This window comes from Sinorhizobium psoraleae, assembly GCF_013283645.1.
Lineage (GTDB): Bacteria > Pseudomonadota > Alphaproteobacteria > Rhizobiales > Rhizobiaceae > Sinorhizobium > Sinorhizobium psoraleae.
On the sequence record NZ_JABEKV010000011.1, the window covers coordinates 81,640 to 108,211 of the forward strand.

The window sequence follows — 26,572 nt, forward strand, 5'->3', positions numbered from 1 at the left end:
TCCAAAGGCTTGGGGGAGAGCAATGAACCTTTTCAAACGATTTCTGGCCGGATGTCTATTTGCGTTCGGAGCGACAGCTGCCATGGCCGAGGATCTCCCGCAGTTACGGGCAGCGATGCTGGCGTCGGGTACCGTCAACTGGGAAATCTCCACCATCAAGGGCCATGAGTTCGACCGAAAGAACGGCTTCGAACTCAAGGTCCAGGATTATGCGGACAATGGCGCGACGCGCGTGGCCTTCGAGGGCGGCGAGGCCGACACCATGGTGGCCGACTGGATATGGGTGGCCAACCAGCGTGCGTCTGGCAAGGATTACGTCTTCATTCCCTATTCACTGGCCGTCGGCGGGCTGGTGGTCAAGGATGACAGCGGCATCAAGGCGCTGCCCGATCTTGCCGGCAAGAAGATCGGCATCGCCGGCGGGCCGCTCGACAAGAGCTGGTTGATCCTGCGCGCCTATGCCAAGCAGCAATACGGCATGGACCTGGCCGCCGAGACCGAGCAGGTGTTCGGAGCGCCGCCGCTGATCTTCAAGTCGGCCCTTTCCGGCGAGACGGCAGGCACCATCAATTTCTGGCACTTCATTGCGAAGATGAAGGCCAAGGGCATGCACGAGCTGATCTCCGTCTCCGATGCCGCAGCGGCGCTCAAGCTCGATCCCGACACGCCGCTGCTTGGCTATGTGTTGAAGGGCGAGTATGCGGCGGCCCATCCAGACATCGTAAAGGCTCTTTATGCGGCATCGCGCGCGGCCAAGGATCTGCTTAGCAACGACGACGAGGTATGGGAGGGCTTGCGGGACAAGATGAATGCGGGAGACGACGCTGAATTCATTGCGCTGCGCGACGGCTATCGCGCCGGCATTCCGAGCGGCAGACCGATCGACGAGGCGGCCGCCGACCGGTTCTTGCGGCTGATGGCGGACCTCGGCGGGGCGGAGCTCGTCGGCAAGGCAACAAGCCTGCCCAATGGATTGTTCCTGCACCTTGACTAAGACGCTGCAAAGCCCTGCGCTGGTGCGCGCATTTTCTCTCGGGCTCCTTCTGCTTCTCTGGATCGTCGCGGCCGAACTGACCGCAGACACGTCCGTCCTGCCTCAGCCATGGGCGCTGTGGCCGTCTTTTGCCGAAGCCGCTGCTTCCGGCGCTTTGCCCTATCATCTCGGCATGACGCTGTGGCGTGTGGTTTGCGCCTTCGTGCCGGCGATGGCCATCGGCGTAGCGCTCGGCTACCTGATGGGGCGCGTTCCTGCCGTCGACCAATGGCTCGATCCGTGGCTGGTCGTGTTCCTCAACCTGCCGGCTCTCGTGCTCATCGTGCTCTGCTATCTCTGGATCGGGCTCAACGAGACCGCGGCGATCATCGCCGTGGTGCTCAACAAGATTCCGAATGTCGCCACGATCCTGCGCGAGGGCGCGCGTGCGCTCGATCCGAACCTTGGCGCGATGGCCCAGGTCTATCGCATGCGGCCGCTGGCGCGACTGCGCCACGTCGTCATGCCGCAGCTTGCACCTTTCATTGCCGCTGCCGCCCGCTCGGGCATCGCGGTGATATGGAAGATCGTGCTGGTGGTCGAGTTTCTTGGGCGCTCCAGCGGTATCGGCTTCCAGATCCATTTCTATTTTCAGCTTTTCGACGTTGCCATGGTGCTCGTCTACGCGCTTTCTTTCATCGGCGTGATGCTGCTGGTGGAGGCGCTGATCCTGCAGCCGTCCGAACGCCGCGTACGGCGCTGGAGGACGGCATGATCAAGGTTGATGTCAGGCAAAAGGCGTTCGGGGAGGAGGAGATCCTGCACGATATCCGTTTCGCGATGGAGATCGGCGAGACCGTCGCCATCCTCGGGACGTCAGGGATCGGCAAATCGACCCTGCTTCGGCTGATCGCCGGCATCGACCCGGCTTTCGAGGGTAGGATCACCCGGCCGGAAAAGATCGCCATGGTGTTTCAGGAGCCTGTTCTGCTGCCTTGGCGCAGTGTCCTTGAAAATCTGACGCTGGTGCACCCGGAGCTTGGGACGGAAGCGGCGCATTCGGCGCTGGAGCGGATCGGCATCCTTGACAAGGCCCAGCTCTTTCCCGGCCAGCTATCGCTCGGTCAGCAGCGACGGCTGGCGCTGGCGCGCGCTTTTGCCGGACGGCCCGAGCTTCTCGTGTTGGACGAGCCCTATGTGTCGCTCGATGCGGCGACCGCCGAGGAAATGTTGGCGCTGACCGAGGCGCTGATCGCGGAAACCGGCCCTGCCGTCATTCTCGTGACCCACTCGCAGGTCGAGGCGCACCGGCTGGCCCGGAGGTGCCTGCGCCTTACCGGGAGACCGGCGACGATTGCGAGCGATTTGGCGACGGGATCGGCATTGCTCTCCAGGGACGTACATCATGACCGGGCTTGAGATCAGCCACATCAGCTACAGCGACGGATCGCGCAAGGCGCGCGATGGTGTCAGGCGGCCGACGCCGAAAACCGACACTTTCCGCTATATTGCCGCCGACGGCATTTGCCTTGATCCTGCTTTCTCAGGAAGGACCTGAAGACGTTCAAGAGAGAGGAGGAACAAATGCTTAAGCTACATCCGTCCATCGACAACGGTTTTCCGCCTGCAAGTCCGGACTTTCAGGGTGGCACGCTCAAATGCAAATGCGCTACCAATCCGGTGACCGTTAGGATCGGCGCACAGACGGCACACAACCATGCCTGCGGCTGCACCAAATGTTGGAAGCCGGACGGCGCTACCTTCGCGCAGATCGCGGTTGTCAGCCGCGACAAGGTGAATGTCGCCTCAGGTTCAGAAAAGCTGCAGATCGTTGATCCAAGCGCGACAATCCAGCGTTACGCCTGCAAGGATTGCGGCACGCATATGTATGGCCGGATCGAGAACACCAAGCATCCCTTCTATGGCCTCGATTTCGTGCATACAGAGCTCAGCGACGAAACCGGCTGGTCGCCGCCGGCCTTCGCGGCCTTCGTTTCTTCGGTGATCGAAAGCGGGGTCAACCCCGACAGGATGTCGGATATACGCGCTCGCCTGACAGAACTCGGGCTGCCGCCCTATGATTGCTTGTCGCCGGCGCTGATGGATGCAATCGCCACGCACATCGCCAAACAGTCCGGCGCGCTGCCGGCCTGACATTCTGCGCTCGCCATGGCGCCCCGCAACATCAGCGGGGCCGAACGCCTCCTCCCTCGGACCCCGCCCGTTGCCTCCTGTCGGGAGGCGCCAAAACGGGCGGGGGCTGAGGCGTTCACGGCCAAGTCGGTTGAGCGCAGCCCTTGATATTCCCCCTCCGTCCTGCCGGGCATATCCCCCACAAGGGGAGAGGTCGGCGACGTCCCGCTCAATCAGTCCGGTGACCTCGACGTTTGCAAGCTCACTCTCGGGCAGGGCTTAGCTTGTGCCAATCTCCCTCCTCGTGGGGGAGATGCCCGGCAGGGCAGAGACGAGTGCCGGGTACCGGCCGGCGGAACAAACGAAATAGCTATTCAGACCTGATAGGGCGAAACTTTCCATTTGATAGAGCAGCCCATTGAAGGCTGTTGTTCCGACGGACCTTTGCCAAACAGCGCGACCATGACCATCGCCTCGTAAAGGTCGCGCCTCAGATCGCCAGGGCCGATCTCCTTGCGCGAGGCGTCCAGTCGCCCGCGATATTGCAGATTCATGTCCTTGTTAAAGCCGAAGAAGTCTGGCGTGCAGACGGCGCCGTAGGCGTTGGCGACGGATTGGTCCTCGTCGTATAGATAGCGAAAGGGCAGGGCGTTTTGCGAAGCGAAGCGCTTCATGTTGTCGAACGAATCCTGTGGATAGGCCTCGGCATCATTGGCGCTGATCGCCACGAAACCGACGCCGTGATCTTTGAGGTCGATCGCGTCCCGCACGATGCGGGCGATGACCGCTTTCACATAGGGGCAGTGATTGCAGATGAAGGTGACGACCAGCCCCTTCGGGCCGGCCTGATCGAATATGGAGTGGGTGAGACCATCTACTCCGGGAAGCCTCGCGTCGACCGCCGGCCAGCCGAACTCACAGACAGGAGGGGTAGCGGCCATGGTTCACGCGGCTTTCTTCATGGCGCCATCGGACGCCGCGCGGATGGCCGCAATGTTTTTCGCGTAGGCCTCCTCGTTGCCGCCTTTGAACACCGCGGAGCCGGCAACCAGCACATCCGCACCGGCCGCGGCAGCGGCGCCGTTTCCGGCGTCACGCCACCGTCGATCTCGATGTGGATCGGACGGCTGCCGATCATGGACTTCACGCGGCGCACCTTCTCGACGACGGATGGAATAAAGGCCTGGCCGCCGAAGCCGGGATTGACAGTCATCAGCAGGATCAGGTCGAGCCGCTCCAGCACATATTCGACGACGGTTTCCGGCGTCGAGGGATTGAGCGAGACGCCGGCCTTGCAGCCGAGGTCGCGGATCGCCTGCAGCGATCTGTCGAGGTGGGTGGTTGCTTCGGCATGCACGGTGATGATGCCGCAGCCGGCGTCGACGAAGGCGGCGAGAAAGGGGTCGGCCGGTGCGATCATCAAATGGCAGTCGAACATCTTGTCCGTTCGGTTCCGGATCGCTTTGATGACCGGTGGACCGAAGGTGATGTTCGGCACGAAATGGCCATCCATCACGTCAAGGTGGATCCAGTCGGCACCGGCCTGGCAGACGGCCTCGACCTCTTCGCCGAGCCGCGAGAAATCTGCCGACAGAACCGAGGGGGCTATGATGGTCTTGTGGCTCATGACGAGATCTCCGAAGGATTGGCCTGGTCTATGGCAAACACGCGACTCGCGGAAATATCTCGAGCCGTGATGGTCGACAGTTGCTCCGCATCGACGGGTCCGACGCTTTCCTCGAACAGGCGGTTCGCCTGCCGCAGCCGGGCGCGGTCGAGCGCGTTGCGGATCGAGCGCGCATTGGCGAAATGAGGCTGGCGCCGACGACGGGCGATGTAGTCGCTCATCACGGCCGCGGCCTTGGCATCGAAATGATAGCCCTGGCGGCTCAGCATGCTCTCGGCGATCGATAGCAGCTCCCCGTCGTCGTAGTCGGGGAAATCGATGTGGTGAGCAATGCGCGAGCGGAAGCCTGGATTGCTCTCGAAAAATCGGTCCATCCGGTCGGCGTAACCGGCGAGAATGACCACCAGGTCGTCGCGGTTGTTCTCCATCACCTGGAGCAGGATCTCGATCGCTTCCTGGCCGTAGTCGCGCTCGTTGTCTGGCCGGTAGAGATAATAGGCTTCGTCGATGAACAGCACGCCGCCCATTGCCTTCTTCAGGATCTCCTTGGTCTTGGGCGCGGTGTGGCCGATATATTGACCGACCAGATCGTCACGCGTGACCGACACCAGATGCCCCTTGCGAATATAGCCGAGCCTGTGCAGCAGATTGGCCATGCGCAAGGCGACCGTCGTCTTGCCGGTGCCGGGATTGCCGGTGAAGCTCATGTGCAGCGACGGCGCCTCGTGGGTGAGACCCATGGCGCGGCGAGCCCGCTCGACGAGCAGCAGGGCTGCCGTCTCGCGGATCCGCTGCTTCACGGGTTTTAGCCCGACGAGTTCCCGATCCAGTTCGTCGAGGATTTCGGCGACACCGGAGGCTTGATACTCCTCGGCGAGATCGATCGATGTCGGCAGGCTTTCCGTGCTTGATAGAGCTTCCGGCATCATTTGCTCCTTCTAGCGCCGCGTTTCCCAGGCATAGTGCTGGCTGCGACCGCGGCTTTCCGTCCGGGTCATCCGCAGCTTCGGTTCGATGTCGGGACGGTTGACGATGAAGGACATCGTAACCGTCTCCAGGCCGCGGCTGGAATCGAAGGCATTGAGGCGGATGTAATCTTGCGGATGGGCGTTGCGGCAGTCCTCCAGCTCCATCATGACGCCCTTGGCGTCCTTCAGGTCGAACATCGGATTGGCCCACATTTCCCAGTAGGTGTTGCGGGGGTGGGGGTCGTCGGTATACTCGACGCCGATCGCCCAACCCTTGCCGAGGCAATACTCCACCTGTGCCGTTATCTGCTCGTCCGTCAGGTCCGGCAGGAACGAGAAGCATCCTTGGGTGATACGCATATCGTCTCTCCTCTCATGTCCGTCAGGCGACGCTCACGCTCGGTACGAAGTCCGAGGTGTCCGTCGGGGTGTAGTTGAAGCTGATGTTGCCCCAGGTATCGAGGGCCGCTTCGAGCGGCTTGCACCACTTGGCCGCCGCCCTGAGGATCTCGGGACCTTCACGGGCGATGTCGCGGCCTTCGTTGCGGGCAAGCACCATGGCTTCCAGCGCGACGCGGTTGGCGGTGGCTCCAGCCTGGATGCCCATGGGATGACCGATAGTGCCGCCACCGAACTGCAGCACGACGTCGTCGCCGAAAAGATCGAGCAACTGGTGCATCTGCCCGGCATGGATGCCGCCTGATGCCACCGGCATGACCTTCTTGATGTCGGCCCAATCCTGCTCGAAGAACAGCCCGCGCTGCAGGTCTACCTCGTTCTTCGTTTCGCGGCACACGTTGTAGTAACCCTGCACGGTCATCGGGTCGCCTTCGAGCTTGCCGACGGCGGTGCCCGCATGCAGGTGGTCGACGCCGGCAAGCCGCAGCCATTTGGCGATGACGCGGAAGGAGATGCCGTGGTTCTTCTGCCGTGTGTAGGTGCCGTGACCGGCGCGGTGCATGTGCAGGATCATGTCATTCTGCCGGCACCATTCCGAGATCGACTGGATTGCCGTCCAGCCGATGATGAGATCCACCATGACAATGACCGAGCCGAGTTCCTTGGCGAATTCTGCGCGGCGGTACATCTCCTCCATCGTGCCGGCGGTGATGTTGAGATAATGCCCCTTGACCTCGCCGGTGACCGCCGAGGCGTGGTTGACGGCTTCCATGCAGTAGAGGTAGCGGTCGCGCCAGTGCATGAAGGGCTGCGAATTGATGTTCTCGTCGTCCTTCATGAAGTCGAGACCGCCCTTCAGGCCTTCATAGACGACCCGGCCATAGTTTTTTCCCGAAAGGCCGAGCTTCGGTTTGGTGGTGGCGCCAAGCAGCGGCTTGCCGAACTTGTCGAGCCGTTCGCGCTCGACGACAATGCCGGTCGGCGGACCCTTGAAGGTCTTCACATAGGCGACGGGCAGGCGCATGTCCTCGAGCCTTGCCGCCTTCAGCGGCTTGAACGAGAAAACGTTGCCGATGATCGACGCCGTCAGGTTGGCGATCGATCCTTCCTCGAAGAGGATCAGGTCGTAGGCGACATAGCAGAAATACTGCCCAGGCGTTCCGGGTACCGGATCGACCCGATAGGCCTTGGCGCGGTATTGGTCGCACGCCGTCAGGCGGTCGGTCCAGACGACCGTCCATGTGGCGGTCGAGCTTTCGCCGGCAACGGCGGCGGCGGCTTCGATCGGGTCGACTCCTTCCTGCGGCGTGATCCGGAAGAGCGCGATCAGATCAGTGTCCTTCGGCTCGTAGTCGCCGTTCCAATAGCCCATCTGCGCGTATTTGAGGACGCCGGCCTTGTAGCGTTCCTTGCCCTTGATCTCTGTCTTTGCGTCGGCGTTCATGACACAGTCCCTTTCTCTGGATGATGGGTCAGGCGGCTTGCGACCGCGCCGTCTGGGGTTTGAGCGAGCCGCTCGCGTAGCGTTTGGCCATCTCCGCCATCGGCACGACCTTGATGCGGGATGCGTTGCCGGCGGTGCCGAAGGCCTCGAAACGGGCCTTGCAGACCGCCGACATGGCGTCCATGGCGGGTTTCAAGAACTTGCGCGGGTCGAATTCGGTGCGGCTCGTGTCGGCAACGCGGCGAAAGGCGGCGGCTGCCGCCAGGCGCAGATCGGTATCGATATTGACCTTGCGTACGCCGAAGCGGATGCCCCGGACGATCTCCTCGACGGGCACGCCGTAAGTTTCCCGCATTTCGCCACCATGGGCGTTGAAGACATCCTGCCACTCCTGCGGCACCGAGGAGGAGCCATGCATGACGATATGGGTGTCCGGCAGCCGGTGATGGATCTTCTCGATCACGTCCATGGCGAGCACGTCGCCGGTGGGCTTGCGGGTGAATTTGTAGGCGCCATGCGACGTGCCGATCGCCACAGCCAGCGCATCGACTCCGGTCTCGGCCACTAAGCGGGCGGCTTCGTCCGGATCGGTCAAAAGCTGCGAACGATCGAGCGCGCCTTCGAAGCCGTGCCCGTCCTCCGCTTCACCATGGCCGGTTTCGAGCGATCCGAGGCAGCCGAGTTCCCCCTCGACCGAAGCGCCGACCATATGGGCGAGGCGGCTCACTTCCGCAGTGATCGCGACGTTATAGGCGTAGTCGGCGGGGGTCTTTGCATCCTCCTTGAGCGAGCCGTCCATCATCACCGAGGTGAAGCCGTGCTGTATCGCAGTAAGGCAGGTCGCGACATTGTTGCCGTGATCCTGGTGAATGCAGAGCGGGATGTCGGGATACATCTGCTCGAGCGCTTCCATCATCTTGGCGAGCATGATGTCGTTGGCATAGGAGCGGGCGCCGCGTGAAACCTGCAGGATCACAGGAGCGTCGCAGGCGCGCGCCGCCTCCATGATCGCCAGCCCCTGTTCCATGTTGTTGATGTTGAATGCCGGCACGCCGTAAGTGTGCTCGGCGGCGTGATCGAGCAGCTGGCGGAGCGTGATGCGGGCCATGGTGTCAAGCCTCCTTCGATGAACTGATGACGTCTTTGCTCGCCAAAGGACCGGTGCTCATGAGCGGCGCCTCCCGGAAGTCCCGGCGGATAAGCTCCAAGGCTTCGGCGACGACATGATCGGCGGTGATGCCGAAATGGCGGTAGAGGTCTCCGGCCGGTGCCGAGGCTCCGAAGCCGATCATGCCGACGAAGGCGCCGTCCGGTCCCATCCAGCGATCCCAACCGAGGCGGCCGGCTGCTTCGACGGCGATGCGCGGGGCATCTCCGAGAACCTGCTTCCGGTACGATGCATCCTGGATCTCGAACTTCTCCCAGCAAGGCATGGACACCACCGCCGCTTCGACACCCTCGTCGGCCTGCAGGCGTTCCGCTGCGGCAAGGGCGATCTCGACTTCGGATCCAGTGGCAAGCAGCGTGATGTCGCGGGGCCTGCGTGCTTCCTTCAGGACGTAGGCTCCGAGCGCCGACAAATTCTCGTCCCCGTCCGTCTGGCGCAGCATCGGCAAGGCCTGCCGCGAAAGGGCAAGGACGCTCGGCCGGTTCTTCTCACCAAGCGCGATCTCCCAGCATTCGGCCGTCTCGATGATGTCGGCGGGCCGGAAGACATTGAGGTTGGGGGTGGCACGCAACATGGCCAGATGTTCGACCGGCTGGTGGGTCGGTCCGTCCTCGCCGAGCCCGATGGAATCATGGGTCAGCACATAGATGACGGGGAGGCCCATCAGCGCCGAGAGACGCATCGCACCGCGCGCATAGTCGGAAAATACCAGGAAGGTCCCGCCGTACGGAATGAAGCCGCCATGCAAGGCGATGCCGTTCATGGCGGCCGCCATGCCGTGCTCGCGGATGCCGTAATGCAGATAGCGGCCTTTGAAATTGCCCGGCGAGATGGGCTGGGTCTGCGACGTCATCGTCAGATTCGAGCCGGTCAGGTCGGCGGAGCCGCCAATCGTCAGTGCTGTCGCCCCATTGATGACCTCCAGCGCCATCTGCGACGCCTGACGTGTGGCGACCTTGGACGCTCTCTTGCGATGTGCGGCTCGGAATTTTGCCAGAAGATGGGCGACATCACCGTCTAGCTGCCGGCTGACAGTCTGCTCGTAGCGCTTCTTCGAGCGCGAGGCGTCGAGCCGGATTTCCCATGCCTCGCGGGCCAAGCGACCCCGCACGGCCACGCTTTCCCAGGCCGACTTGATCTGAGGCGGCACGAAGAAAGGCGGATGCGTCCAGGCGAGCTTTTCGCGTGTCGCGGCAATTTCCTTGTCGCCGAGCGCCGCCCCATGGGTCTTGTGCGAGCCCTCCATGCTGGCCGCCCCCTTGCCGATCCGGGTGCGGCAGGCAATCAGCGACGGTTTGCGGCTCCGGCGCGCCCGCTCGATCGCCTTCGCCACGGCCTCGGGGTCGTGGCCATCGACGCGTTGCGCATCCCAGCCGGCTGCACGAAAACGGGCAAGCTGGTTCATCGAGGTGGAGAGGTCGGTCGATCCGTCGATCGATATCCGGTTGTCGTCCCAGAGCACGACCAGCTTGCGCAGCTTCAGATGTCCGGCAAGGTCGATCGCCTCGTGGCTGATGCCCTCCTGCAGGCAGCCGTCGCCGGCCACCACATAGGTGAAGTGGTTGCAGAGCGAACCCGAGAAGCGGGCAGCCATCATCTGTTCGGCTATCGCCATGCCGACGGCGGTGGCTATGCCCTGGCCGAGCGGGCCGGTGGTGGTCTCGATCCCCAGGGCATGGCCGTATTCGGGATGTCCGGCCGTTTTCGAGCCAAGTTGGCGGAAGGCTGAGAGCTCGGCCATCGGCATGTCGGCAAAGCCCATCAGGTGGTGGATGGAATAGAGCAGCATCGAACCGTGGCCAGCCGAAAGCACGAAGCGGTCGCGATCCGGCCAGTCGGGCAGGGAAGGGTCGATCTTGATGAAGCGGTTGAAGAGGACGGTGACTGCGTCGGCCATGCCCATCGGCATGCCGGGGTGGCCGGAATTTGCCTTCTCAACGGCATCCATGGCGAGAAACCGGATGGCGTCGGCCATGTTGCGTTCCGATGCGGCGGCACGGGGTTCGATCTGCTGCGAAACATTCATGGTGGTCTCCTCACGACATGCGGTGTTTGCGTTCGAGCAGTTTGTGGATGAGCGGTGTGAAAATCAGCTGCATGGCGAGATCGAGCTTGTCTCCCGGCACCACGATGGAATTGGCACGCGACATGTAGCTGTTGTGCAGCATCGACAGCAGGTAGGGAAAATCGATGCTGCGCGGATTGGCAAAGCGGATGACCAGGATGGATTCGGCCGGCGTCGGTATCCAGCGCGCAATGAAGGGATTGGACGTGTCGACGATCGGCACGCGCTGGAAATTGATGTCGGTCAGGGAAAACTGCGGGCAGATGTAGTGCACGTAGTCCGGCATGCGCCGCAGAATGGTGTCCGTCACCGCCTCGGCGGAGTAACCGCGCGTCGCCTTGTCTCGATGGATCTTCTGGATCCATTCGAGGTTGACCACCGGAACGACGCCGATCTTCAGGTCGCAGTGCTGCGCAAGATTAACCGCGTCGGTGACGGCGCAGCCATGCAATCCCTCGTAAAACAGCAGATCGCTGTCACCGAACTCCTCCCAGTTCGTGAATGTGCCGGGTTCCGCGCCGTATTTGGCAGCCTCGGCGTCGTCATGCACGTAGTGACGGGTGCGGCCGACGCCGCGCCTGCCATATTCGGCAAAGACACTCTCGAGAATCTCCAGTTCGTTCGCCTCGGCGGAGAAATGGGTAAAGTCGATGCCTCTGGCCTTCTCGTCGGCGATCTTGCGGCGCATGCTTTCCCGGTCGTAGCGGTGGAAGGCATCGCCTTCGATGAACGATGCCGAAACGTTCTCGCGCTTGAAGATCTTCTCGAACGTGTCCTTGACGGTGGTCGTGCCGGCGCCGGACGAGCCGGTGATCGATATGATGGGGTGTCTCGCTGACATGCGGCTCTCCTCAGGCCCGAAACAGACCGCGCTTGCCGAAGAGCGGTGCGCGTTCGCCGATCATGTTGGGGTCGACGTGATAGCGGGCGATGCGCTCCACCTCGCGACGCGAACCGAAAATCAGCGGTACGCGCTGGTGCAGGTTTTCCGGGACGAGATCGAGAATGCGCGTGACCGACGTCGTGGCTGCGCCGCCGGCGTTCTCGACGATGAAGGCGATGGGGTTGGCCTCGTAGACCTGCCGCAGCCGGCCCTGGCTGTAGCCTTTTCTGCCGTCGGCGGGATACAGGAAGATCCCGCCGCGAACGAGAATCCGATAGGTATCGGCAACCAGCGAGGCGATCCATCGCATGTTGAAGTCCCGCTCGCGCGGCCCCTCTGCACCGGCGAGGCAATCGTCGACATAGAGCCGGACCGCTTCCTCCCAGTGTCGGTAGTTCGACATGTTGATCGCGAATTCGCTGGTGCGCTCGGCGATGTTGACCGACTTGTATCCCTGTACGAAGCAGCCGAGCCGACTGGAGAAGATGAAGATCTCCGTGCCCTTTCCGAGCGACAGTACCAGCGCGGTTTGCGGTCCGTAGAGGAAGAAGCCTGCCGCCAGCTGTCGGTTTCCGGCTTGCAGAAAGGACTGCATGAGATCCGAGTCCGGTCCTTGGACGGCGGGCAGCACGGAGAAAATCGTGCCGACGGAGACGTTGGTGTCGATGTTGGAAGAGCCGTCGAGCGGATCGATCGCAACCGCAAGGCGCGCATTCGGATCGAGCAGTACGGGGTTGTCCAGTTCTTCCGAGGCGTAGCATGCGACCGGCGCGCCCTGCAGGCATGACAGGAAAAGGCCGTCGCACACGACGTCGAGATCCTTCTGCAGGTCGCCGTCGCTATTGCTGCCGCCACGGGTGCCGTTGAACGCCGTTCCGAGCGCGCCCTGGTTGACGAGTTTGCGGACGTCGAGGGCGGCTGTCGCCAGCCGTTGTACTACTGCGGCCACTTCCCGGGCGATATCGTCGCCAGTGGCCACGCGTGAGGCAAGATAGGCCTCGAGAGTCGCGCCGGACATGATGTCTCCTCCCCGATGTCCAGTGCAGGATGGCGCAATCCGTGAGTTTGTAAAATTTATTAGATTGACTTCAGAAGTTAGAATTTCTTACTTTCGTTCATGCGCAACGTGACACTTCGCCAACTTCGCACCGTCCAGACCGTTTGCCGGCTGGGGAAGATCAATCTTGCTGCCGAGGCTTTGGGTCTGACGGGCCCGGCGCTCACGCTGCAGATCCAGCAACTGGAACGGGACGCCAATGTCCCGTTGTTCGACAGGACGCGCGGCGGCATGGTTCCGACGGCGTTCGGTCTTGCTTTCCTTGAGGCGGCGCGGGCGGTTGAGGAGAGCCTCACCAGCCTCGAGGACTCAATCAGTGCCATCAAGGGGCTCAGAACCGGGCGATTGCGCCTTGGCGTGGTATCGACCGGAAAATATTTCGCGCCGCAACTGATTGCCGCCTTCCGCGATCAGCTCCCCGCCATCGAGATCAATCTCTTTATCGGCAACCGAGCCGAAGTCATCGCCAAATTGAGGGACCATGAGATCGATGTTGCGCTGATGGGACGGCCGCCGCGCGACTTCGAGGTGCGCGCAGAGGTGTTCGGCGACCATCCGCTGGTCTTCATCGCCCCCGCCGCCCACCCGCTCGCAGGCTTGCTGGAAATTTCGCGGGAGCGGATTGCGCAGGAACAGTTTCTCGTGCGGGAAAAGGGTTCGGGGACGCGTATCTCGCTTGAGATCTTCCTGAGCGACACGCCGCACAAGCTCGAGGAGTTGGGCACAGAGATCGCTTCGAACGAGACGATCAAGCAGGCGGTCATCGCCGGTCTTGGGATTGCCTTCATCTCCGCCCATACCATCGAGCAGGAGGTGAAGCTCGGCCGGCTCGTCATTCTCGATGTCGTCGATACGCCGATCCGCCGGCAATGGTTCAGCGTGTCGCGCCTGGACCGCGCCACGACTCCGGCGATGCAGGCTTTCGAGCGGTTCCTGCTGGCAACGGGCGCGCGATATCTGCCGGTGGTCAGCAAGCCTTATCCCGCCAACGCGTTCGGTTAGGGCGAAGAAGCAATCTGCTCCGCGGCTACGGGCGTTCGGCAAGACGATGCGGCTATTTGGCCCCGTGTCCGCATCCGCTCGGCTGGTTTCGAGCCGAAAGTGCGTTGTCGATATGCACCTAGGTCTTAATTGCCGGGCCTAAAACGGTTTGCTACCCTTCAAGGGAGGCTGCGTAAATGCCGTAGTCACGCGAACTCGATTTGCCAACCCCCGGCGACGGCGCCGCCGGGTCTTGCCGGAGCGGGAGAAAGCCGTTCCGGCCTTTCACCCAAGCAGCGCTCTTTGCGAGCAAAGCTTGTTTCGTGTTCGATCCAGATGCAAGGGCGCCTGCAAATGCGGGAGCGAGCACACCAATCGGACGAATGGAGGAAACATGTCCTGGCATAAACCAAAATTCATTGAAGTCAGCTGCGCGATGGAAATCACCCGCTACGCTCCTGCGGACGGAGATGAGCCCATCCTCTTCTGACGCTCCGCCGCACGATGGTCGGCTCACAACGCGTCTCGGGATAGACCAGTGAATGAAGCGTCCGATCTTCGTCTTGTCGTCTTGGGGGCCGCCGCCGGCGGCGGTCTCCCGCAATGGAATTGCGGCTGTTTGAATTGCACGATGGCGCGCGATCCTGCCTCCGCCGTCAGGCCGCAGACCCAATCGTCGCTGGCCGTCAGCCTCGACGGCGAGGCCTGGGCCGTCTTCAACGCCTCTCCCGACATCCGCCAACAGATTCAGAACAATCGATCCCTGCAGCCGCGCCGGCTGCGTCACACCCCGATCAAAAGCGTGGTGTTGACCAATGGTGACATCGATCACCTGGCGGGATTGCTCGACCTCAGGGAAAAACAGGCCTTCGCGGTTTTCGCAACCGGCGCAGTCAGCCGGATTCTTGCCGACAATTCGATCTTCGGCGTTCTCGATCCGGACCTGGTTTCGAGGAAGAACATCGCCATCGAGGAACCGTTCTCGCCGCTGCCCGGTCTCGAGGCGCGGCTCTTCGCGGTGCCCGGCAAGGTTCCGCTTTTCCTCGAAGGCGGCGAACCGGATCTGAACGTCGAGGGCGAAAACACGGTCGGAATCGAGCTCAGGGCCGCCACCAGGCGCGTCTACTACATTCCAGGCTGCGGCACGCTGACCGACGGCCTTGCAGCGCGCCTGCGCGATGCCGACGCGTTGTTCTTCGACGGCACGCTTTTCAATGACGACGAGATGATCGCCACCGGTACGGGGCGCAAGACCGGCCGCCGCATGGGCCACATGCCGATCGCCGGCGAAGGCGGCAGCCTCGATGCACTCGCTGCCTTGAACATTCGCAAAAAGGTCTATGTCCACATCAACAACACGAATCCGATCTGGCGGCCCGGCTCCGAGCGCGCCTACGTCGAAAGCCGCGGCTTCGACGTCGGGTTCGACGGCATGGAGGTCCAGCTTTGACGACGGCAACCGACAAGCAAGCGTTTCACGCCCGCCTACTGGAAATCGGCAAGGAACGCTATCACGACAAGCACCCCTTCCACGTCATGCTCCACGGTGGCCACGCAACGATGACGCAGGTGCGGGCCTGGGTCATCAATCGCTACTATTATCAGAGCCGAATTCCGATGAAGGACGCCGCGTTTCTGTCGCGTTGCGAGGACCCGCAAATGCGTCGGGCCTGGCGCTCGCGCATCGAAGATCATGACGGCGGCGTCAACGAGGGCGGTGGCATCCGCCGTTGGCTGCGTCTCGCCGAAGCGGTCGGACTCGATCCCGCCTATGTCGCCTCGACAAAGGGGGTCCTGCCTGCGACCCGGTTTGCCGTCGACGCCTATGTGTCGTTCGTGCGCGAGAAGCCGCTGCTCGAGGCGGTGGCCTCCTCGCTGACCGAGCTTTTCGCGCCCAAGATCCATTCGGAGCGCATCGCCGGGCTTTTGCAGCACTATGCGTTCGCCGACGACGCGGCGCTTGCCTATTTCCGCCAACGGCTCAACGAGGCGCCGCAGGACGTGGCATTCGGGCTTGCCTATGTCCTCGACCACGCCGACACGCAGGAAAAACGGGATGCCGCCGCCGCGGCGCTCATCTTCAAGACGGATGTGCTGTGGTCGCAGCTCGATGCGCTCTATTCGGCCTATGTCGCGCCCGGCCGCATTCCGCCGGGAGGCTGGGACGGGCGGGAAGGCGTCATCGGGGAAACTGTCTCGACGGAGGCCGCCGAATGACCGCCGATGCGCCGGTGATTTCAGGTTCCAGCGTCGTCAAGCTGGCGCGCGGGGTACGGCTGCGCGAGGACCGGGTGCGCGGCCAGATGGTCCTGCTGGCGCCGGAGCGTGCCATGGCCTTGGACGAGATCGCCGTTGCCATCGTGCAAGCGCTTGATGGCAAGCGGAGCCTCGATCGGATTGCTGACGACTTTGCCGCCCGGTTCGGGGCCCCCGTCGCGCAGATTGCCAGCGACGTGAAGGCTTTCGTCCACGAGCTTGCCGTCCGCCGCATGCTGGAGATCGTCGAATGAAGCGTGGCGCCGCCCTTGCAAATGGTATCGTACGCGAGGTTTCGCGCGTGCCTCCTCCGATGGCGATGCTCGCGGAGCTGACGCATCGATGTCCGCTCGCCTGCCCCTATTGCTCCAACCCGGTGGCGTTGACGCCGGCAAAGGATGAACTTTCGACCGGGGAATGGATAAACGTCTTCGAGCAGGGGGCCGACCTCGGCGTGCTGCATCTGCATTTGTCGGGCGGCGAGCCGGCGGCACGCCGGGACCTCGTCGAGCTGACGCGGGCGGCGGTTTCGCTCGGGCTTTATACCAATCTGATCACGTCGGGCGTGGGTTTGACCGAAGCCAGAATCAGCAGCCTGGCCGATGTCGGGCTCGACCATGTCCAGCTCTCGATCCAGGGCGTTTCGCCCGAAAGCGCCGACCGGATCGGCGGCTACAGCGGCGGATATGAACGCCCGGCCAGCCTCAAAATACAGCCTATCCAATGGGGCGGAGACGGCGCTTACGATCTTCCACGGCTGATCGACGAGCCTGTTCCAAGCGCGGCAGCATTGATCGACGATGTCGTCGTAGTCCTTGAAGACGCGGTTCGACAACCAGTTGTCCCTCATGAACTGCCAGAGGTTCTCTACCGGGTTCAATTCCGGCGACCGCGGCGGCAGGAACATCAAGGTGATGTTGTCCGGCACCTTCAGCTTCGGCGTGACGTGCCATCCGGCTTGGTCGAGAATGAGCACGGCATGTGCTCCGGGATCGACGGCGTTGCTGATTTCGGCAAGGTGTTCCTGCATCGCCTCGGTGTCGCAATAGGGAAGGACGAGGCCAGCCCCCTTACCCTTTTTCGGGCAGATCGCGCCGAAGATATAAGCCCACATGGTGCGCTGGTCGTGCGGGGCCGACGGTCGGGTTCCCCGGCGTGCCCAGCGGCGCGTGATCTTGTTCTTTTGCCCTATTCGGGCTTCGTCGGCCCACCAGATTTCGATGTCCGTGTCGGGCGGGCATTTCGCCCTGATCTCTGCCAGCGCGGCGGGGAAGTCTTTTTAAAAACCTCACCCTCCAATTCGTTCTGGGCGTAATGGCGCGGGCGAGCGGAAAGCTTGGCAAAGCCGAGTGTCTTGAGTTCTCGCCCTACCGTCGTCTCGTCGACAGAGACCCGGAACTCCTGGAACAGCCACTGCACGAGGTCCTTACGTCGCCAGCGGACCACGCCGTGAACGGCGGGGATCGGACCGCATTCGACAATCTTCGCCAGCGCTTGACGCTGCGCGTCGTTTAGCTTGGCCCGGCCGCCCGGTGCTTTTGTGTTGATCAACCCGGCGGGGCCGCGTTCGTTGAAGCGCAAGACCCAGTCGCGGACGATCTGCACCGTCACCCCGCCGATCTCCGATGCATACTGCCGGGAGCCGCCATCATAAATCGAAGCCAGCGCCAACAGCCGCCGGACCTGGGCGGCATCCTTTGCCTTCTTCGCCAGCCTCCGGAGGGCCGTTCCGTCGTAATCTACCCGCAACGATATCGCCTTCGTCATGCCAAACCTCCGTTTGGCACAATGAGTCAGAATTCCTCTGATTTGGGAATCCCATCACGAGTCGGCGTCATTGCTCGTTGGTATAAGTGACCTTTGCGAATGTCGCTATCGCACCGCGTAATTCATCAAAATGATCATCAGGCGGGTAATCGCTGTCCCATTCAGAGCGGACGCGACGGATATGGTCATCGATATTGGGCAAGAGAACCCTTCTGACCTCCTCCAGGATTTCTTCCTCTTCTCGGTCGGTAAGGACGCTCGCAACCCCGCTATCATCCAAAAAGCTTGTATCCGCCTCCTCGATAGCGGCTTTCTTCACCGCTTCTACGAAGCCCTGTCTTAGGTCCGGCGGCAGTATTCCATATTCATATAACCGGACTAACAACGAGGTGTCTGCGTCTTGCGCGATAGGTGTCGCGAAAGATTGTAGTCCTCCCAGAAGGTCCTTACGCTCTTGCAGCAGGAGAGCGGCAAAAGCCGCTTCGGCACGATAAGAGACAAAATTTCGCAGCGGAAAAACTGAAACCCCCTTCAACCGCTTTAGAAGCAAAGGATAGTGGCTGGGCAATATCCTTACAGATGCGCCTCGCAAGTCGACACTTCCGCAGACAACCTCGCGCATCAGTGTTTCAGGTTTCGCGCCTCGCAGAAAGAATTCGAGGAATTCCGGATTCCTGGACACGTAAGTCGAGAACGCATCTCCGACCGTAGGATGCTTGTAAGTCCAGTAGCGGCCTTGTTCGTTGTGAGCGAGGAGGACAAGACTGCCATTAAGCGAGGTTAGAGCGTCACGCACCTGAATGGCGCTGACACCGTAGACGGCGGTAACCTCCTGTAAAGCGCCCTCCTCCGGGACAGGCGAAGCGATCACCCCGCCGGACAGATAGATTACCGCCAAGGCAGCGAGGCAGTCCCTCGCCAGCCCGGAAATCGTGTCGACCAGAAATCCTTCGGGCGAGGCAAAGAACTTTTCAATTGTTGCCCGATCTGTCTTGAGATTTCCTGCCAAAAATTGCGAACCGAGCCGCCGAGCGGTCTCAGGCAGGAAGTCTACCCGCGCGGCCATAGCAGGAAGATGTTCCTTGATCGCAGCCCGGAAAGCGGCTGGCTGATCGCCCATCCGGATATGATTGTAGAGAATCTGAGCCTTCTCTGCCTCATGGTAGCCTTGCACATTTATGACCACCTGGCTGTGCGTGAGAAGCGGCAAAGAGTGGACTTTCAAGTCCCGCTTAGCTGCCTCCCAAATGTAGTCTCTGCTGGTTAGGAGGAAGCGGGTGCCACGCTTGATTGCCGCCTGAATGAGCGGAAGTATCCGATTCCAGCTTTCTGTCCTGTCGCGCTGGTATTGCGTGCTCCCCCAAGCGTCATCAACCCAAATGAACTGTTGCTCGCGAGGATTAAGATGCTTTTCCATATATTCAGGCGAGGTGGCTCGGAGGGTAAGCGAGTTCCAGATATCCGCTGCACCCACTGCCAGGCTAGCGCCAATGGTAGATTTACCAGCTGCCGGTGCGCCGAGCAGGAGCACGAGATTGTGCCTGGAAATCGCTTCAACGCTCCGCTTATGGGCATCTGTAACAACCAATTTCTTCAGGTCGTCGCCCATCGCGCTCAGGATCATGCCAGCTTGCTCATATGCGCGGTCATCTAAAATCTGGCTTAGGTCGCCTAATCCGTAGAGTCGTGGAACGAGCATGCGGAGACGAGAAGATTTCACGATCCCCCCCACGATCCAATCTTTACCGAAGACAGAACACCTCTCGACCCCGGCTTTCTCGAACTGAGCTTTGATTTCTGCCTCAGCAACGCCGCTTACCGGATGGTTGGTGAGAATAATATAGTCGCGTGCGAGTCCCTGCTTGACGAGGTTCTTGACTTTGTTGATTTCGTCTTGGAGCATCGCGAACGATAGGTGCTCATGCGGCAAGCTTGTGAACTTGCACTGAATCGTCGAACTACCCGTCTCATCCCCGGACCGCCAAGTTCCGACAAATGCACCATCACGTCCCCCGTCTTTGGAAGGCAGAAACATCTGCACGGGGCGACCTAAAGATTCGGCAGCGACGGTCACACATAAATCTTGGAATGCCTTCCAACCCAATGTGTGCAGTTCGTAGCTCGGATAAGGTATTGCTGTCATACGTACCTGCAAGAAATGATACGCAGTCTATTCCCTGTCGCCCACCTGATAGAATCTCGGGTCTCGGCGAATTCGATTGAAAAAAGCGGTAGACAAACCCGATCAGCGCGTAAGCGTCTGGCGTCGTCGTCAGGCTCTCCCCGTCTATCGCGCTCGTCCTCACGTCTCATGACCTCGTCGAACTCATCATCTAGTGGATCATGGAAAGGATCGTTGTCATTCCCGTCCTCGTCATCATCTTCGGCAGCATCGTTCTCATCCGACCCACCCTGCCCCCACAAAACTAATCCACCTTCCACCCGCTGCCAGTTATCGGATGGTTTTCGTACCGCAGCGTTGCGACATATCGGCTGCGGCATACCAACCGTTACAGCTTCCCTTTGAATCGAATTTCGTCAGCCACGCCATTGTTTTTAGCCCATTCCGCGATTTGGCCACTAAGGGTCTTCATGTAATCGGCTCCGACAGGGAAGGCCTTAAGGTCGAACGGTTCGTGCTGTTCGCCGGTAAGCAATTGGTACAACAGCGTTTGAACAGAGTCTCCGAGTTCCTGCTCGCCCGCGATACGCAGGTATGCCGTCAACGGTTTGTCCTTTGCCTCTTCGTCGCCGCCCAGGAAACGCTCAAAGTCAGGTATGCTGACCCGGTGCCTTACGGTGATGCCCGCCTCACGAGCTGTCAGAATTGCATCCCGGATTTTCTTGTTTTCCGTCCACATGCCGTTGTTACCACCGTTCTTCTTGAACGGTGGGTCGCAATCATGGACGATTCCAAAATCAATCTTGAAGTGCTGCATGACCCGAACCAACGGCGCGAGTATTGCTTTCCCTCTCGCTCTGATGATTGTCACCTGGTTGATCAGTTCATGCTGCTTTTCCACGACTGACGCCATGAACGCGGCATGTTCGGTATCGCCTTCTACCAAGATCGGGTAAGACCCGAAAAAAATCTCCGCGAAGCTCGGGTCGATTTGCTGCAAAGCTTGTAGGCGCTGTTTGTCGTCACCGTCGAACTCGATCCGATCAGATCGGTACGTTCGGGGCGACACAACGGCGACTGCCTTGTCGTCCCCTGTCCGCTCAAGCCGAACGATTGTCGTGTGATCCTCAAAGGGATTGATGAAATATGGTGAGTGCGTCGTCATCAGCACCTGCCAATCCGGGCTTTCGGCCAGCTTGTACAAGTGGCGTTGGGCCGCACGAGCCGCCATCGGATGGAGAGCATTCTCCGGTTCATCGATGAGAAGAAGATAACCAGGCAATGCTGGATCATCCGGGCTATCCGGGATAGGCGCTCCAGCGTCGTGTGCTTTGAGCTTTGCCATAAGCTCGTCGAGAAGCCCCTCGGCCCGGGTTTTTTCGTGCTCGGCAATCTTTTTGCCAGCAAGCTTTTTTTCCGCGTTACTTATCTCCAGGGTCAGCTTTTTCCGAAAGTCGTCACGTATCTCCTTGTCGCGTGTCAATTCGTTGTGGACTTGTAGCATTGCCCAGAACAAGGCCCTCCTCGCTCCTGTCCCTTGTTGTTTCAACATCGTGTCGCTGAGCCCATCTTTGATGCGGATGCTGGAACCGGCTTTCACGAGGTCGGGTATCTTCGGGACAAGAGGAGATGCCGCGATGTTTAAGCGGACGTCCATCTTCGGGAACACGCCCTGGAAACCACTCGCAATCTTTGTGGCGATATCATTGAAGTGTTTGGCGTGATCATTGCTCAGCACGTCGATGTGACTGCTGACGCTTGCGATAGCCTTGAACAAGGCTGAATCCTTGTTATTCCTCTCCTGCTCGACGGTTGCGAGCAAAGGTCCCAGCGCCAGTGCTAGAAGCATCTCCTCCGTCTTCTGAGCGTCATCGAGCGAGCCGATCCGCAACGGTCGAGGTAGCCGGGAACTGAATACAGGGTCTGCTCCGGCAGCTTTCCCATCAGCCGCCCAGTCTCCCTCCCCGTTTTCTCCACCCGTCGGGTCCCAGGTCGTCCTGATGCGGATAAAATCCGGTGCGCTCCACTGCCACCGGCTTTTCACGATCCGCAACCCGTCACGGTCCGTCTTCCAACGTGGATCAACGTTGCCAATCCCGTCAGGAATGTGAACTTCGAGCAAGATTTCAGAAGGCTGGTCTAAGGTTGCGTGCTGGAAACGGTCCTCTGAAGCCACGAAGGAGACAACCCCTTTTGCAAGCTCGTATGCCCTCAACAGCGTCGACTTCCCCGAGTTGTTTCGGCCGACTATGCAGACAATATTGTCGAGTTCGATCTCCAGGCCGTCGTTGCCAACGCACCCGACGTTTCTAATCGTCATTCTAACCAGCTTTGATCGATTTTCACCCGTCACGACTCACTCCCTGACATCCTCCATGTTGTTTGCCACAACTCGCAGCAGGATCAATAAGCCTTCAGGAATAAACCCAGCATTGCAGTCGGAAGTGCGGGCAAGACCATCAGACTTCGCTGAAATGCTGTTGGCCCAAGGGAGCCGCGTTCTACCCGTGGTCGGAAATCCGAGCGGCTCGCCGCTTCCTGTTAAGAAATGCAGTGATCCGCCGATCACCGCTGCACGCTTCTCCCTGGCGCGAGGTCGTAAAGCACTCACGCATTGGCGCATCCCCAAGTCCCCAAGAGTCTGACGCCTCGTGATAGATGATCGACCGTCCGTTTCAGACCCAGGAAAACCCAGCTCTGGCATGTGACCTGCCACTGAACTTTCATCCACCGCTCGGTCAATTGGCTCCAGTTGGCATCTAGTCGCTGCCCTGCTGCTGACAGGAATGAGGTTGGCCTGGCCGTTGAACACCTTGACGGATAGCTACCGACTATATTCGCCAGCCATCGCCCGCTTTACGGTTTTGATGATTGATGAGCCCATGCTGCCGTCGTTCTCGAACTGCTCCGCACAGTAATGAACGAGAATTCCTTGCCGCTTGCAGCGGAGTTCAATTTCAGCAGCTTCGTCGGGGTCCTGGAATCTGCCCCAGCGGCTCACGTCGTAAACGAGCACGGCCCTATAGTCAGCCTGACCGCCTTCAACATCGGAAAGCAAACTCTGGAGGGCGTCTCGACCGACCAGGCGCAGCCCGCTCTTACCTTCATCCGCGTAGGTGCGGACAATTTCGAAACTGTTTTTTCGCGGCATATCGCCGGATCACGGCGATCTGGTTATCAGTCGAATACTTCTGATGCTCGGTCGACATCCGAACATAAGCAGCAGCTCGAATCTGAGGTCGCTCGGCGGTTGACTTTCCGTCACTCGCCTTCTGGCTCCAATCGATGACCATCACATCATGTCAACAATTCTATGTACGGATTATGGCCGGGGCGGCGGCAGTATAAACCGAGGAGGCAGGAAAAATGGTTCCGATTAAGGGCACAATTGTTCCGGCGCGAGCCACGCAGACACGAGAGCATTACGCCATCGGAATCTCACAAGCGCTGAGGGATGACATCGGAGCAAACCCGCCAGCGATCAAGACAATCATGCGCTGGACGGGCGCAAGTGACCGAGCGGTCAAATATTGGCTTACTGGAGAGCGGGGTCCTGGAGGCTGGCACTTGGTTCAGCTCGCGCGGAATTCCGACGCGGTGCTGCACGCATTTCTGGATAGGGCGGGGCGTGACTTATTCAGGATTTCCATCGAGCTAAACGCCGCTGAGGCATCGTTGGCCCGAGCAATGGCGATTGTGCGTGAGATGCGCCCTTTGCCTTTGTTCGCGCGAACTCTGTAGGTCGCACGCAATTCCGAATGCGTTTTTTAGGTCAATTTTGAGAAATAACGGAGGCAAAGCAATGATCGTCATTTTGACCGTGACCCTTTTCGGCGGTTGCGGCTATTAAGCGAAGACCGCTCTCTTGAACAGGTCTCCACGCCTTCTCAACAGCCGGGACAGAGATGTTGTTTTTCGGGTCCTTGAGCAGTCGAGGACCTTGAGCGCCACCTCAGCGCCCTCCCCCGGCCTGGTTCAAAAGCGCCGAACCCCCGCGCAAGGTCTTTGTTCCGCAACGCTAAGCCAGTGATCCCAGCTCCGTTCGTCTTAGACAACGACGAGAATCCTCGGCGTCGTGGCGGGACCACGTCGGTCAAACCCGCGGTGCCACAGCCGGGACGCTGTATGTCAGGCAGCCGGCTGCGGGAGTGCCGCCGACCATGATCGCGCCACTTCGATAGAGCTGATAGGCCAAAAGAGGAGATTCAAATCTGACGACCCACATGGTTCCGCTGGCTTCTGTCGAGAGCACCGAGGCGCCCGCGGCAGCAATCGCGCGCATGATCTCGCTTTCCGAGATGTCTTCCCTGAACAGAACCGCTTGCGGCGTCCCTCTCGCTGCCGGAAGCAGGCTCGCGGCGGCGGCGCCGATAGCGACCGATGAGAGAACCACCACGAGAACGGCTGGACCTGACAGTGGCCCTGGCGGTCTTTTCAGGAACCGCCAGCCAGGTAACAGCGGCCCAATACCGAACACGGCGAGCCAGAGCAGGTCCCAGAAGAGCGGCTTTGGGCTGTCCGTCTTGATCCGGTGCAGGCCAAGCAGCCAGTGCGAAAGAACTGCGTCCAAGAGGTGCCAGGCGCCGAAACCCATAAGGGCCCAAGCCATGGCGGTTGCGGCAAATTCAGGTTTGTCCGTGTCGCGGCGTTGCCGCCACAGGAGCCCAAGGCCGACGAGCAGCAGGACATACATGGCAAGATGGAAAAACCCATCGGCCATTACCTGGAACCGTAGGTCAGCCCCGCGGTCCCCTATGCCGGAGAGCAGGTGATGCCATTGCAGGATCTGGTGCAGGAGGATCCCGTCGAAAAAGCCGCCGATCGCGAGAGCAAAGTAGCCGACCAGCCGCGATCGTTGTCCATGAGACAAAGTTATCCGCTCCATGATCCGAGCAACTGGGTCGGCCATGGGACCGGCTCAATTTGCCCGTCACCAATTTCCCTGTGGCATCCACCTGCTTGCAAGGCGCGTGGCTTCCGCCTCACATCTGCTCCGCTTGCGCGCCGCTGTTCGGCTTGGCTCTTGCGAGGACGGGCTTCTGTCCCATCGCCATTGTTGGACCGGCCTTGAAGCTGCCTTTGCCGTCGATCGATTGGCCTTGCGACCACCGGCCTGCAATGGGATCGCTGCCATCCTGCTGGAAGCCTAGAGAGCATCGCTGAACTCTTGTTGTTCCTGGTCTTGCGGGAAGCTGTTCGGGATGGGGAAGGCTCCCTCATGGCCGCCAAGCTCTTCAAGAGCCGCGAGCCACTGATTCTGATGCATCGTAATCCCTTGCGATCAAGAAGGACAGCATATCCTTCATGCCTGGATCATTGGTCATGCCGTAGAGCCGAACGGCCAGCACGCGACCGGTCGCTTCCGCCGTCACATTGGCGGTCATGTCGGCGGCGATGTTGCCGCTGGCATAGATGTGGGACATGTCGAAAGGCACGCCATCCGAGTCGACCGGCATCGCTGCTAGGCCCGAGGACAGCAGATTCTTGAGGTTGATGCCGCCGAGGACAGCACCGCCGACCGGATCGCCCGCAACTTCCTCGCGAATGCTCAAGGGTGCACCCTCGAGATTTAGGGCAACTGCCGTCGCGAGCATCTCGATATGTCCAAGCTCCTCCGCTGCGGTATTCATCAGGAGGTCGCGGAACTTGGTGTTGCCGCGCGCTCCGCAGGCTTGGAAGAAATACTGCATGGCAACGCGAATCTCGCCTTCGACGCCGCCGATCGCCTGCTGCAGCGCCCGCGCGAACAAAGGGTCAGGCGTCTCGCGCCCGTACCGGATACTGGAGTTTGCCGTCCGTAAAAAACATTGCCGCCTCCTTGCGTGAAAGGCGCCTAACAAGACTGTTTGCGCCTTGTTCCCGCAGGGATCGAGAATAATGTCACAGAGGCGTAGGCTGAGGCTCGGGTGATCAAGCCTGGCTGTGGTGTTGCTCGGGCTCCGACAGATGGACAGGCCGGCGCGCTTCGAGATCGAACCCGCTTCTCCGCCGATCTTCTCGACAACCCGGATGGCCGCCTGCACAGCGCCATCGGGGCTGGTCCCATCGAGCGCATGGATGACACGCGCAGCCAGCATGGTCCGGGCGATCTCTTCTCCGTCGCCAGAAAAAACAAAGCCGCCGACCTGATTATCGCAGTAATAGCCGCAACCGGGGCTGTGGCGAGTCGCCTATACGCCCTTCGGGGCTACCCTCGAGCCCGCCGGTGGAGACTGCTGTGGCGAGTTGCCCCGCGTCGTCGAGTGCGATGCAGCCGACAGTGTCGTGCGACCTCTCCTCTGATCCGCCCTCTTTCCCTGGTGCAGCCAGCGCATTTTGCGAGCAAAGCTCAACGCCATTTTGCGCGGCAAATTTGCGGGCACCCTCTGCAGCTATAAGAATGGGCTCTTCCATTAGCATGGCGCGTGCGGCCCGAACCGGATTGCGGATGCCCTTGGCAGCGGCGATTGCACCGACGTTCCAGTCGCCGCCTTCCATCATCGCGGCACATGTTTCCACCTCGCCATCGGAGTTCAGAGCACTCCCATAACCGGCATTAAAGGTCGGGTCGTTTTCGAGCGCGAGAACGGTCGCTTCGACAGCATCAATGCTGGACCCGCCCGCCTTGAGTATGTCGGCGCCACATTGCAGGGCGGCGAGACAGCCTTGCCGGTTGGCAAGCTTCTCATCCGGCTTTATCGTTTTGGCACCGCCATGCAGGATAATCGCCCACATCAGCCCGCCCTCTCC

22 protein-coding genes and 6 pseudogenes are annotated in these 26,572 nt (G+C 60.7%); 11 read left to right on the forward strand and 17 right to left on the reverse strand.

Going from position 1 to position 26,572, the window contains the following annotated elements:
• Nucleotides 1-22: 22 nt before the first annotated feature.
• The 5 genes from ILFOPFJJ_RS31380 to gfa are packed head-to-tail and all read left to right on the forward strand — an operon-like array spanning nt 23 to nt 3,127.
• A complete protein-coding gene (locus tag ILFOPFJJ_RS31380) occupies nt 23-994 on the forward strand; it encodes an ABC transporter substrate-binding protein (protein ID WP_173514383.1) in 972 nt (323 codons plus the stop codon).
• Nucleotides 969-1,748, forward strand: a complete 780-nt coding sequence (locus tag ILFOPFJJ_RS31385) for an ABC transporter permease (RefSeq protein ID WP_173514384.1) — start codon at nt 969-971, stop codon at nt 1,746-1,748. Before ILFOPFJJ_RS31380 ends, ILFOPFJJ_RS31385 begins: the two co-directional genes overlap by 26 nt.
• Nucleotides 1,745-2,392, forward strand: a complete 648-nt coding sequence (locus ILFOPFJJ_RS31390) for an ABC transporter ATP-binding protein (RefSeq protein WP_173514385.1) — start codon at nt 1,745-1,747, stop codon at nt 2,390-2,392. Before ILFOPFJJ_RS31385 ends, ILFOPFJJ_RS31390 begins: the two co-directional genes overlap by 4 nt.
• Nucleotides 2,379-2,531 (forward strand): hypothetical protein, encoded by a 153-nt coding sequence (locus tag ILFOPFJJ_RS31395; protein WP_173514386.1) that lies wholly within the window; start codon nt 2,379-2,381, stop codon nt 2,529-2,531. Before ILFOPFJJ_RS31390 ends, ILFOPFJJ_RS31395 begins: the two co-directional genes overlap by 14 nt.
• A 26-nt stretch (nt 2,532-2,557) precedes the next feature.
• The gene (gene gfa, locus ILFOPFJJ_RS31400) at nt 2,558-3,127 is read left to right on the forward strand and encodes an S-(hydroxymethyl)glutathione synthase (protein WP_173514387.1); all 570 of its coding nucleotides are present in this window, start codon (nt 2,558-2,560) and stop codon (nt 3,125-3,127) included.
• A 353-nt stretch (nt 3,128-3,480) separates the two neighbouring features.
• On the opposite strand, the gene ILFOPFJJ_RS31405 is transcribed toward gfa, so the two are convergent.
• From ILFOPFJJ_RS31405 to ILFOPFJJ_RS31445, 9 genes and pseudogenes are all read right to left on the reverse strand, one after another.
• Complete coding sequence (locus tag ILFOPFJJ_RS31405) at nt 3,481-4,047, reverse strand: thioredoxin family protein (RefSeq protein ID WP_173514388.1); 567 nt, start codon at nt 4,045-4,047, stop codon at nt 3,481-3,483.
• Between the two features lie 3 nt (nt 4,048-4,050).
• Nucleotides 4,051-4,733 (reverse strand): annotated as a pseudogene (gene rpe / locus ILFOPFJJ_RS31410) (ribulose-phosphate 3-epimerase).
• Nucleotides 4,730-5,662 carry a CbbX protein gene (gene cbbX / locus ILFOPFJJ_RS31415; protein ID WP_173514389.1) on the reverse strand — a complete coding sequence of 311 codons (933 nt, stop codon included), beginning with the start codon at nt 5,660-5,662 and terminating at the stop codon, nt 4,730-4,732. The pseudogene rpe and the gene cbbX overlap by 4 nt, the downstream one beginning before the upstream one ends.
• A 9-nt stretch (nt 5,663-5,671) precedes the next feature.
• Nucleotides 5,672-6,061, reverse strand: a complete 390-nt coding sequence (locus ILFOPFJJ_RS31420; RefSeq protein WP_173514390.1) for a ribulose bisphosphate carboxylase small subunit — start codon at nt 6,059-6,061, stop codon at nt 5,672-5,674.
• Between the two features lie 22 nt (nt 6,062-6,083).
• Nucleotides 6,084-7,544 (reverse strand): form I ribulose bisphosphate carboxylase large subunit, encoded by a 1,461-nt coding sequence (locus ILFOPFJJ_RS31425; protein ID WP_173514391.1) that lies wholly within the window; start codon nt 7,542-7,544, stop codon nt 6,084-6,086.
• Nucleotides 7,545-7,572: 28 nt separating this feature from the next.
• Nucleotides 7,573-8,652: a class II fructose-bisphosphate aldolase gene (fba, locus tag ILFOPFJJ_RS31430; protein ID WP_173514392.1), complete on the reverse strand. Its 1,080-nt coding sequence runs from the start codon at nt 8,650-8,652 to the stop codon at nt 7,573-7,575.
• A gap of 4 nt (nt 8,653-8,656) precedes the next feature.
• Nucleotides 8,657-10,738, reverse strand: a complete 2,082-nt coding sequence (tkt, locus tag ILFOPFJJ_RS31435) for a transketolase (RefSeq protein ID WP_173514393.1) — start codon at nt 10,736-10,738, stop codon at nt 8,657-8,659.
• Between the two features lie 10 nt (nt 10,739-10,748).
• Nucleotides 10,749-11,618 carry a phosphoribulokinase gene (locus tag ILFOPFJJ_RS31440; RefSeq protein ID WP_173514394.1) on the reverse strand — a complete coding sequence of 290 codons (870 nt, stop codon included), beginning with the start codon at nt 11,616-11,618 and terminating at the stop codon, nt 10,749-10,751.
• Between the two features lie 10 nt (nt 11,619-11,628).
• A complete protein-coding gene (locus ILFOPFJJ_RS31445; protein ID WP_173514395.1) occupies nt 11,629-12,678 on the reverse strand; it encodes a class 1 fructose-bisphosphatase in 1,050 nt (349 codons plus the stop codon).
• 99 nt (nt 12,679-12,777) lie between these two features.
• On the opposite strand from ILFOPFJJ_RS31445, the gene ILFOPFJJ_RS31450 reads away from it, so the two are divergent.
• The 6 genes and pseudogenes from ILFOPFJJ_RS31450 to ILFOPFJJ_RS31475 all read left to right on the forward strand — a co-directional run.
• A complete protein-coding gene (locus ILFOPFJJ_RS31450) occupies nt 12,778-13,719 on the forward strand; it encodes a LysR family transcriptional regulator (RefSeq protein WP_173514396.1) in 942 nt (313 codons plus the stop codon).
• A gap of 373 nt (nt 13,720-14,092) precedes the next feature.
• Nucleotides 14,093-14,188 carry a pyrroloquinoline quinone precursor peptide PqqA gene (pqqA, locus tag ILFOPFJJ_RS31455; protein WP_026187092.1) on the forward strand — a complete coding sequence of 32 codons (96 nt, stop codon included), beginning with the start codon at nt 14,093-14,095 and terminating at the stop codon, nt 14,186-14,188.
• 48 nt (nt 14,189-14,236) lie between these two features.
• On the forward strand, nt 14,237-15,148 hold the full coding sequence (gene pqqB, locus ILFOPFJJ_RS31460) for a pyrroloquinoline quinone biosynthesis protein PqqB (RefSeq protein ID WP_173514397.1): 912 nt from the start codon (nt 14,237-14,239) through the stop codon (nt 15,146-15,148).
• Complete coding sequence (gene pqqC, locus ILFOPFJJ_RS31465) at nt 15,145-15,915, forward strand: pyrroloquinoline-quinone synthase PqqC (protein WP_173514398.1); 771 nt, start codon at nt 15,145-15,147, stop codon at nt 15,913-15,915. Before pqqB ends, pqqC begins: the two co-directional genes overlap by 4 nt.
• Nucleotides 15,912-16,208 carry a pyrroloquinoline quinone biosynthesis peptide chaperone PqqD gene (gene pqqD, locus ILFOPFJJ_RS31470; protein WP_173514399.1) on the forward strand — a complete coding sequence of 99 codons (297 nt, stop codon included), beginning with the start codon at nt 15,912-15,914 and terminating at the stop codon, nt 16,206-16,208. Before pqqC ends, pqqD begins: the two co-directional genes overlap by 4 nt.
• Nucleotides 16,205-16,705, forward strand: a pseudogene (locus ILFOPFJJ_RS31475) (radical SAM protein); the annotation flags it as partial. The gene pqqD and the pseudogene ILFOPFJJ_RS31475, both read left to right, overlap by 4 nt.
• Here the strand turns inward: ILFOPFJJ_RS31475 and ILFOPFJJ_RS31480 are convergent.
• The 8 genes and pseudogenes from ILFOPFJJ_RS31480 to ILFOPFJJ_RS31510 all read right to left on the reverse strand — a co-directional run.
• A pseudogene (locus tag ILFOPFJJ_RS31480) lies at nt 16,694-17,721 on the reverse strand (IS630 family transposase); the annotation flags it as partial. The pseudogenes ILFOPFJJ_RS31475 and ILFOPFJJ_RS31480 overlap by 12 nt on opposite strands.
• A 67-nt stretch (nt 17,722-17,788) precedes the next feature.
• The gene (locus ILFOPFJJ_RS31485; protein ID WP_173514400.1) at nt 17,789-19,864 is read right to left on the reverse strand and encodes an nSTAND3 domain-containing NTPase; all 2,076 of its coding nucleotides are present in this window, start codon (nt 19,862-19,864) and stop codon (nt 17,789-17,791) included.
• 367 nt (nt 19,865-20,231) lie between these two features.
• On the reverse strand, nt 20,232-22,196 hold the full coding sequence (locus ILFOPFJJ_RS31490) for an ATP-dependent nuclease (protein WP_210267669.1): 1,965 nt from the start codon (nt 22,194-22,196) through the stop codon (nt 20,232-20,234).
• 474 nt (nt 22,197-22,670) lie between these two features.
• Nucleotides 22,671-23,136, reverse strand: a pseudogene (locus ILFOPFJJ_RS31495) (recombinase family protein); the annotation flags it as partial.
• A gap of 800 nt (nt 23,137-23,936) precedes the next feature.
• Complete coding sequence (locus tag ILFOPFJJ_RS31500) at nt 23,937-24,752, reverse strand: DUF2243 domain-containing protein (protein WP_173514401.1); 816 nt, start codon at nt 24,750-24,752, stop codon at nt 23,937-23,939.
• 73 nt (nt 24,753-24,825) lie between these two features.
• Nucleotides 24,826-25,651 (reverse strand): annotated as a pseudogene (locus tag ILFOPFJJ_RS31505) (manganese catalase family protein).
• A 218-nt stretch (nt 25,652-25,869) separates the two neighbouring features.
• Nucleotides 25,870-25,935, reverse strand: a pseudogene (locus tag ILFOPFJJ_RS36090) (hypothetical protein); the annotation flags it as partial.
• A 37-nt stretch (nt 25,936-25,972) separates the two neighbouring features.
• Entirely contained in the window at nt 25,973-26,557 is a 585-nt protein-coding gene (locus ILFOPFJJ_RS31510) for an isoaspartyl peptidase/L-asparaginase (RefSeq protein ID WP_282438715.1), read from the reverse strand.
• Nucleotides 26,558-26,572 lie beyond the last annotated feature (15 nt).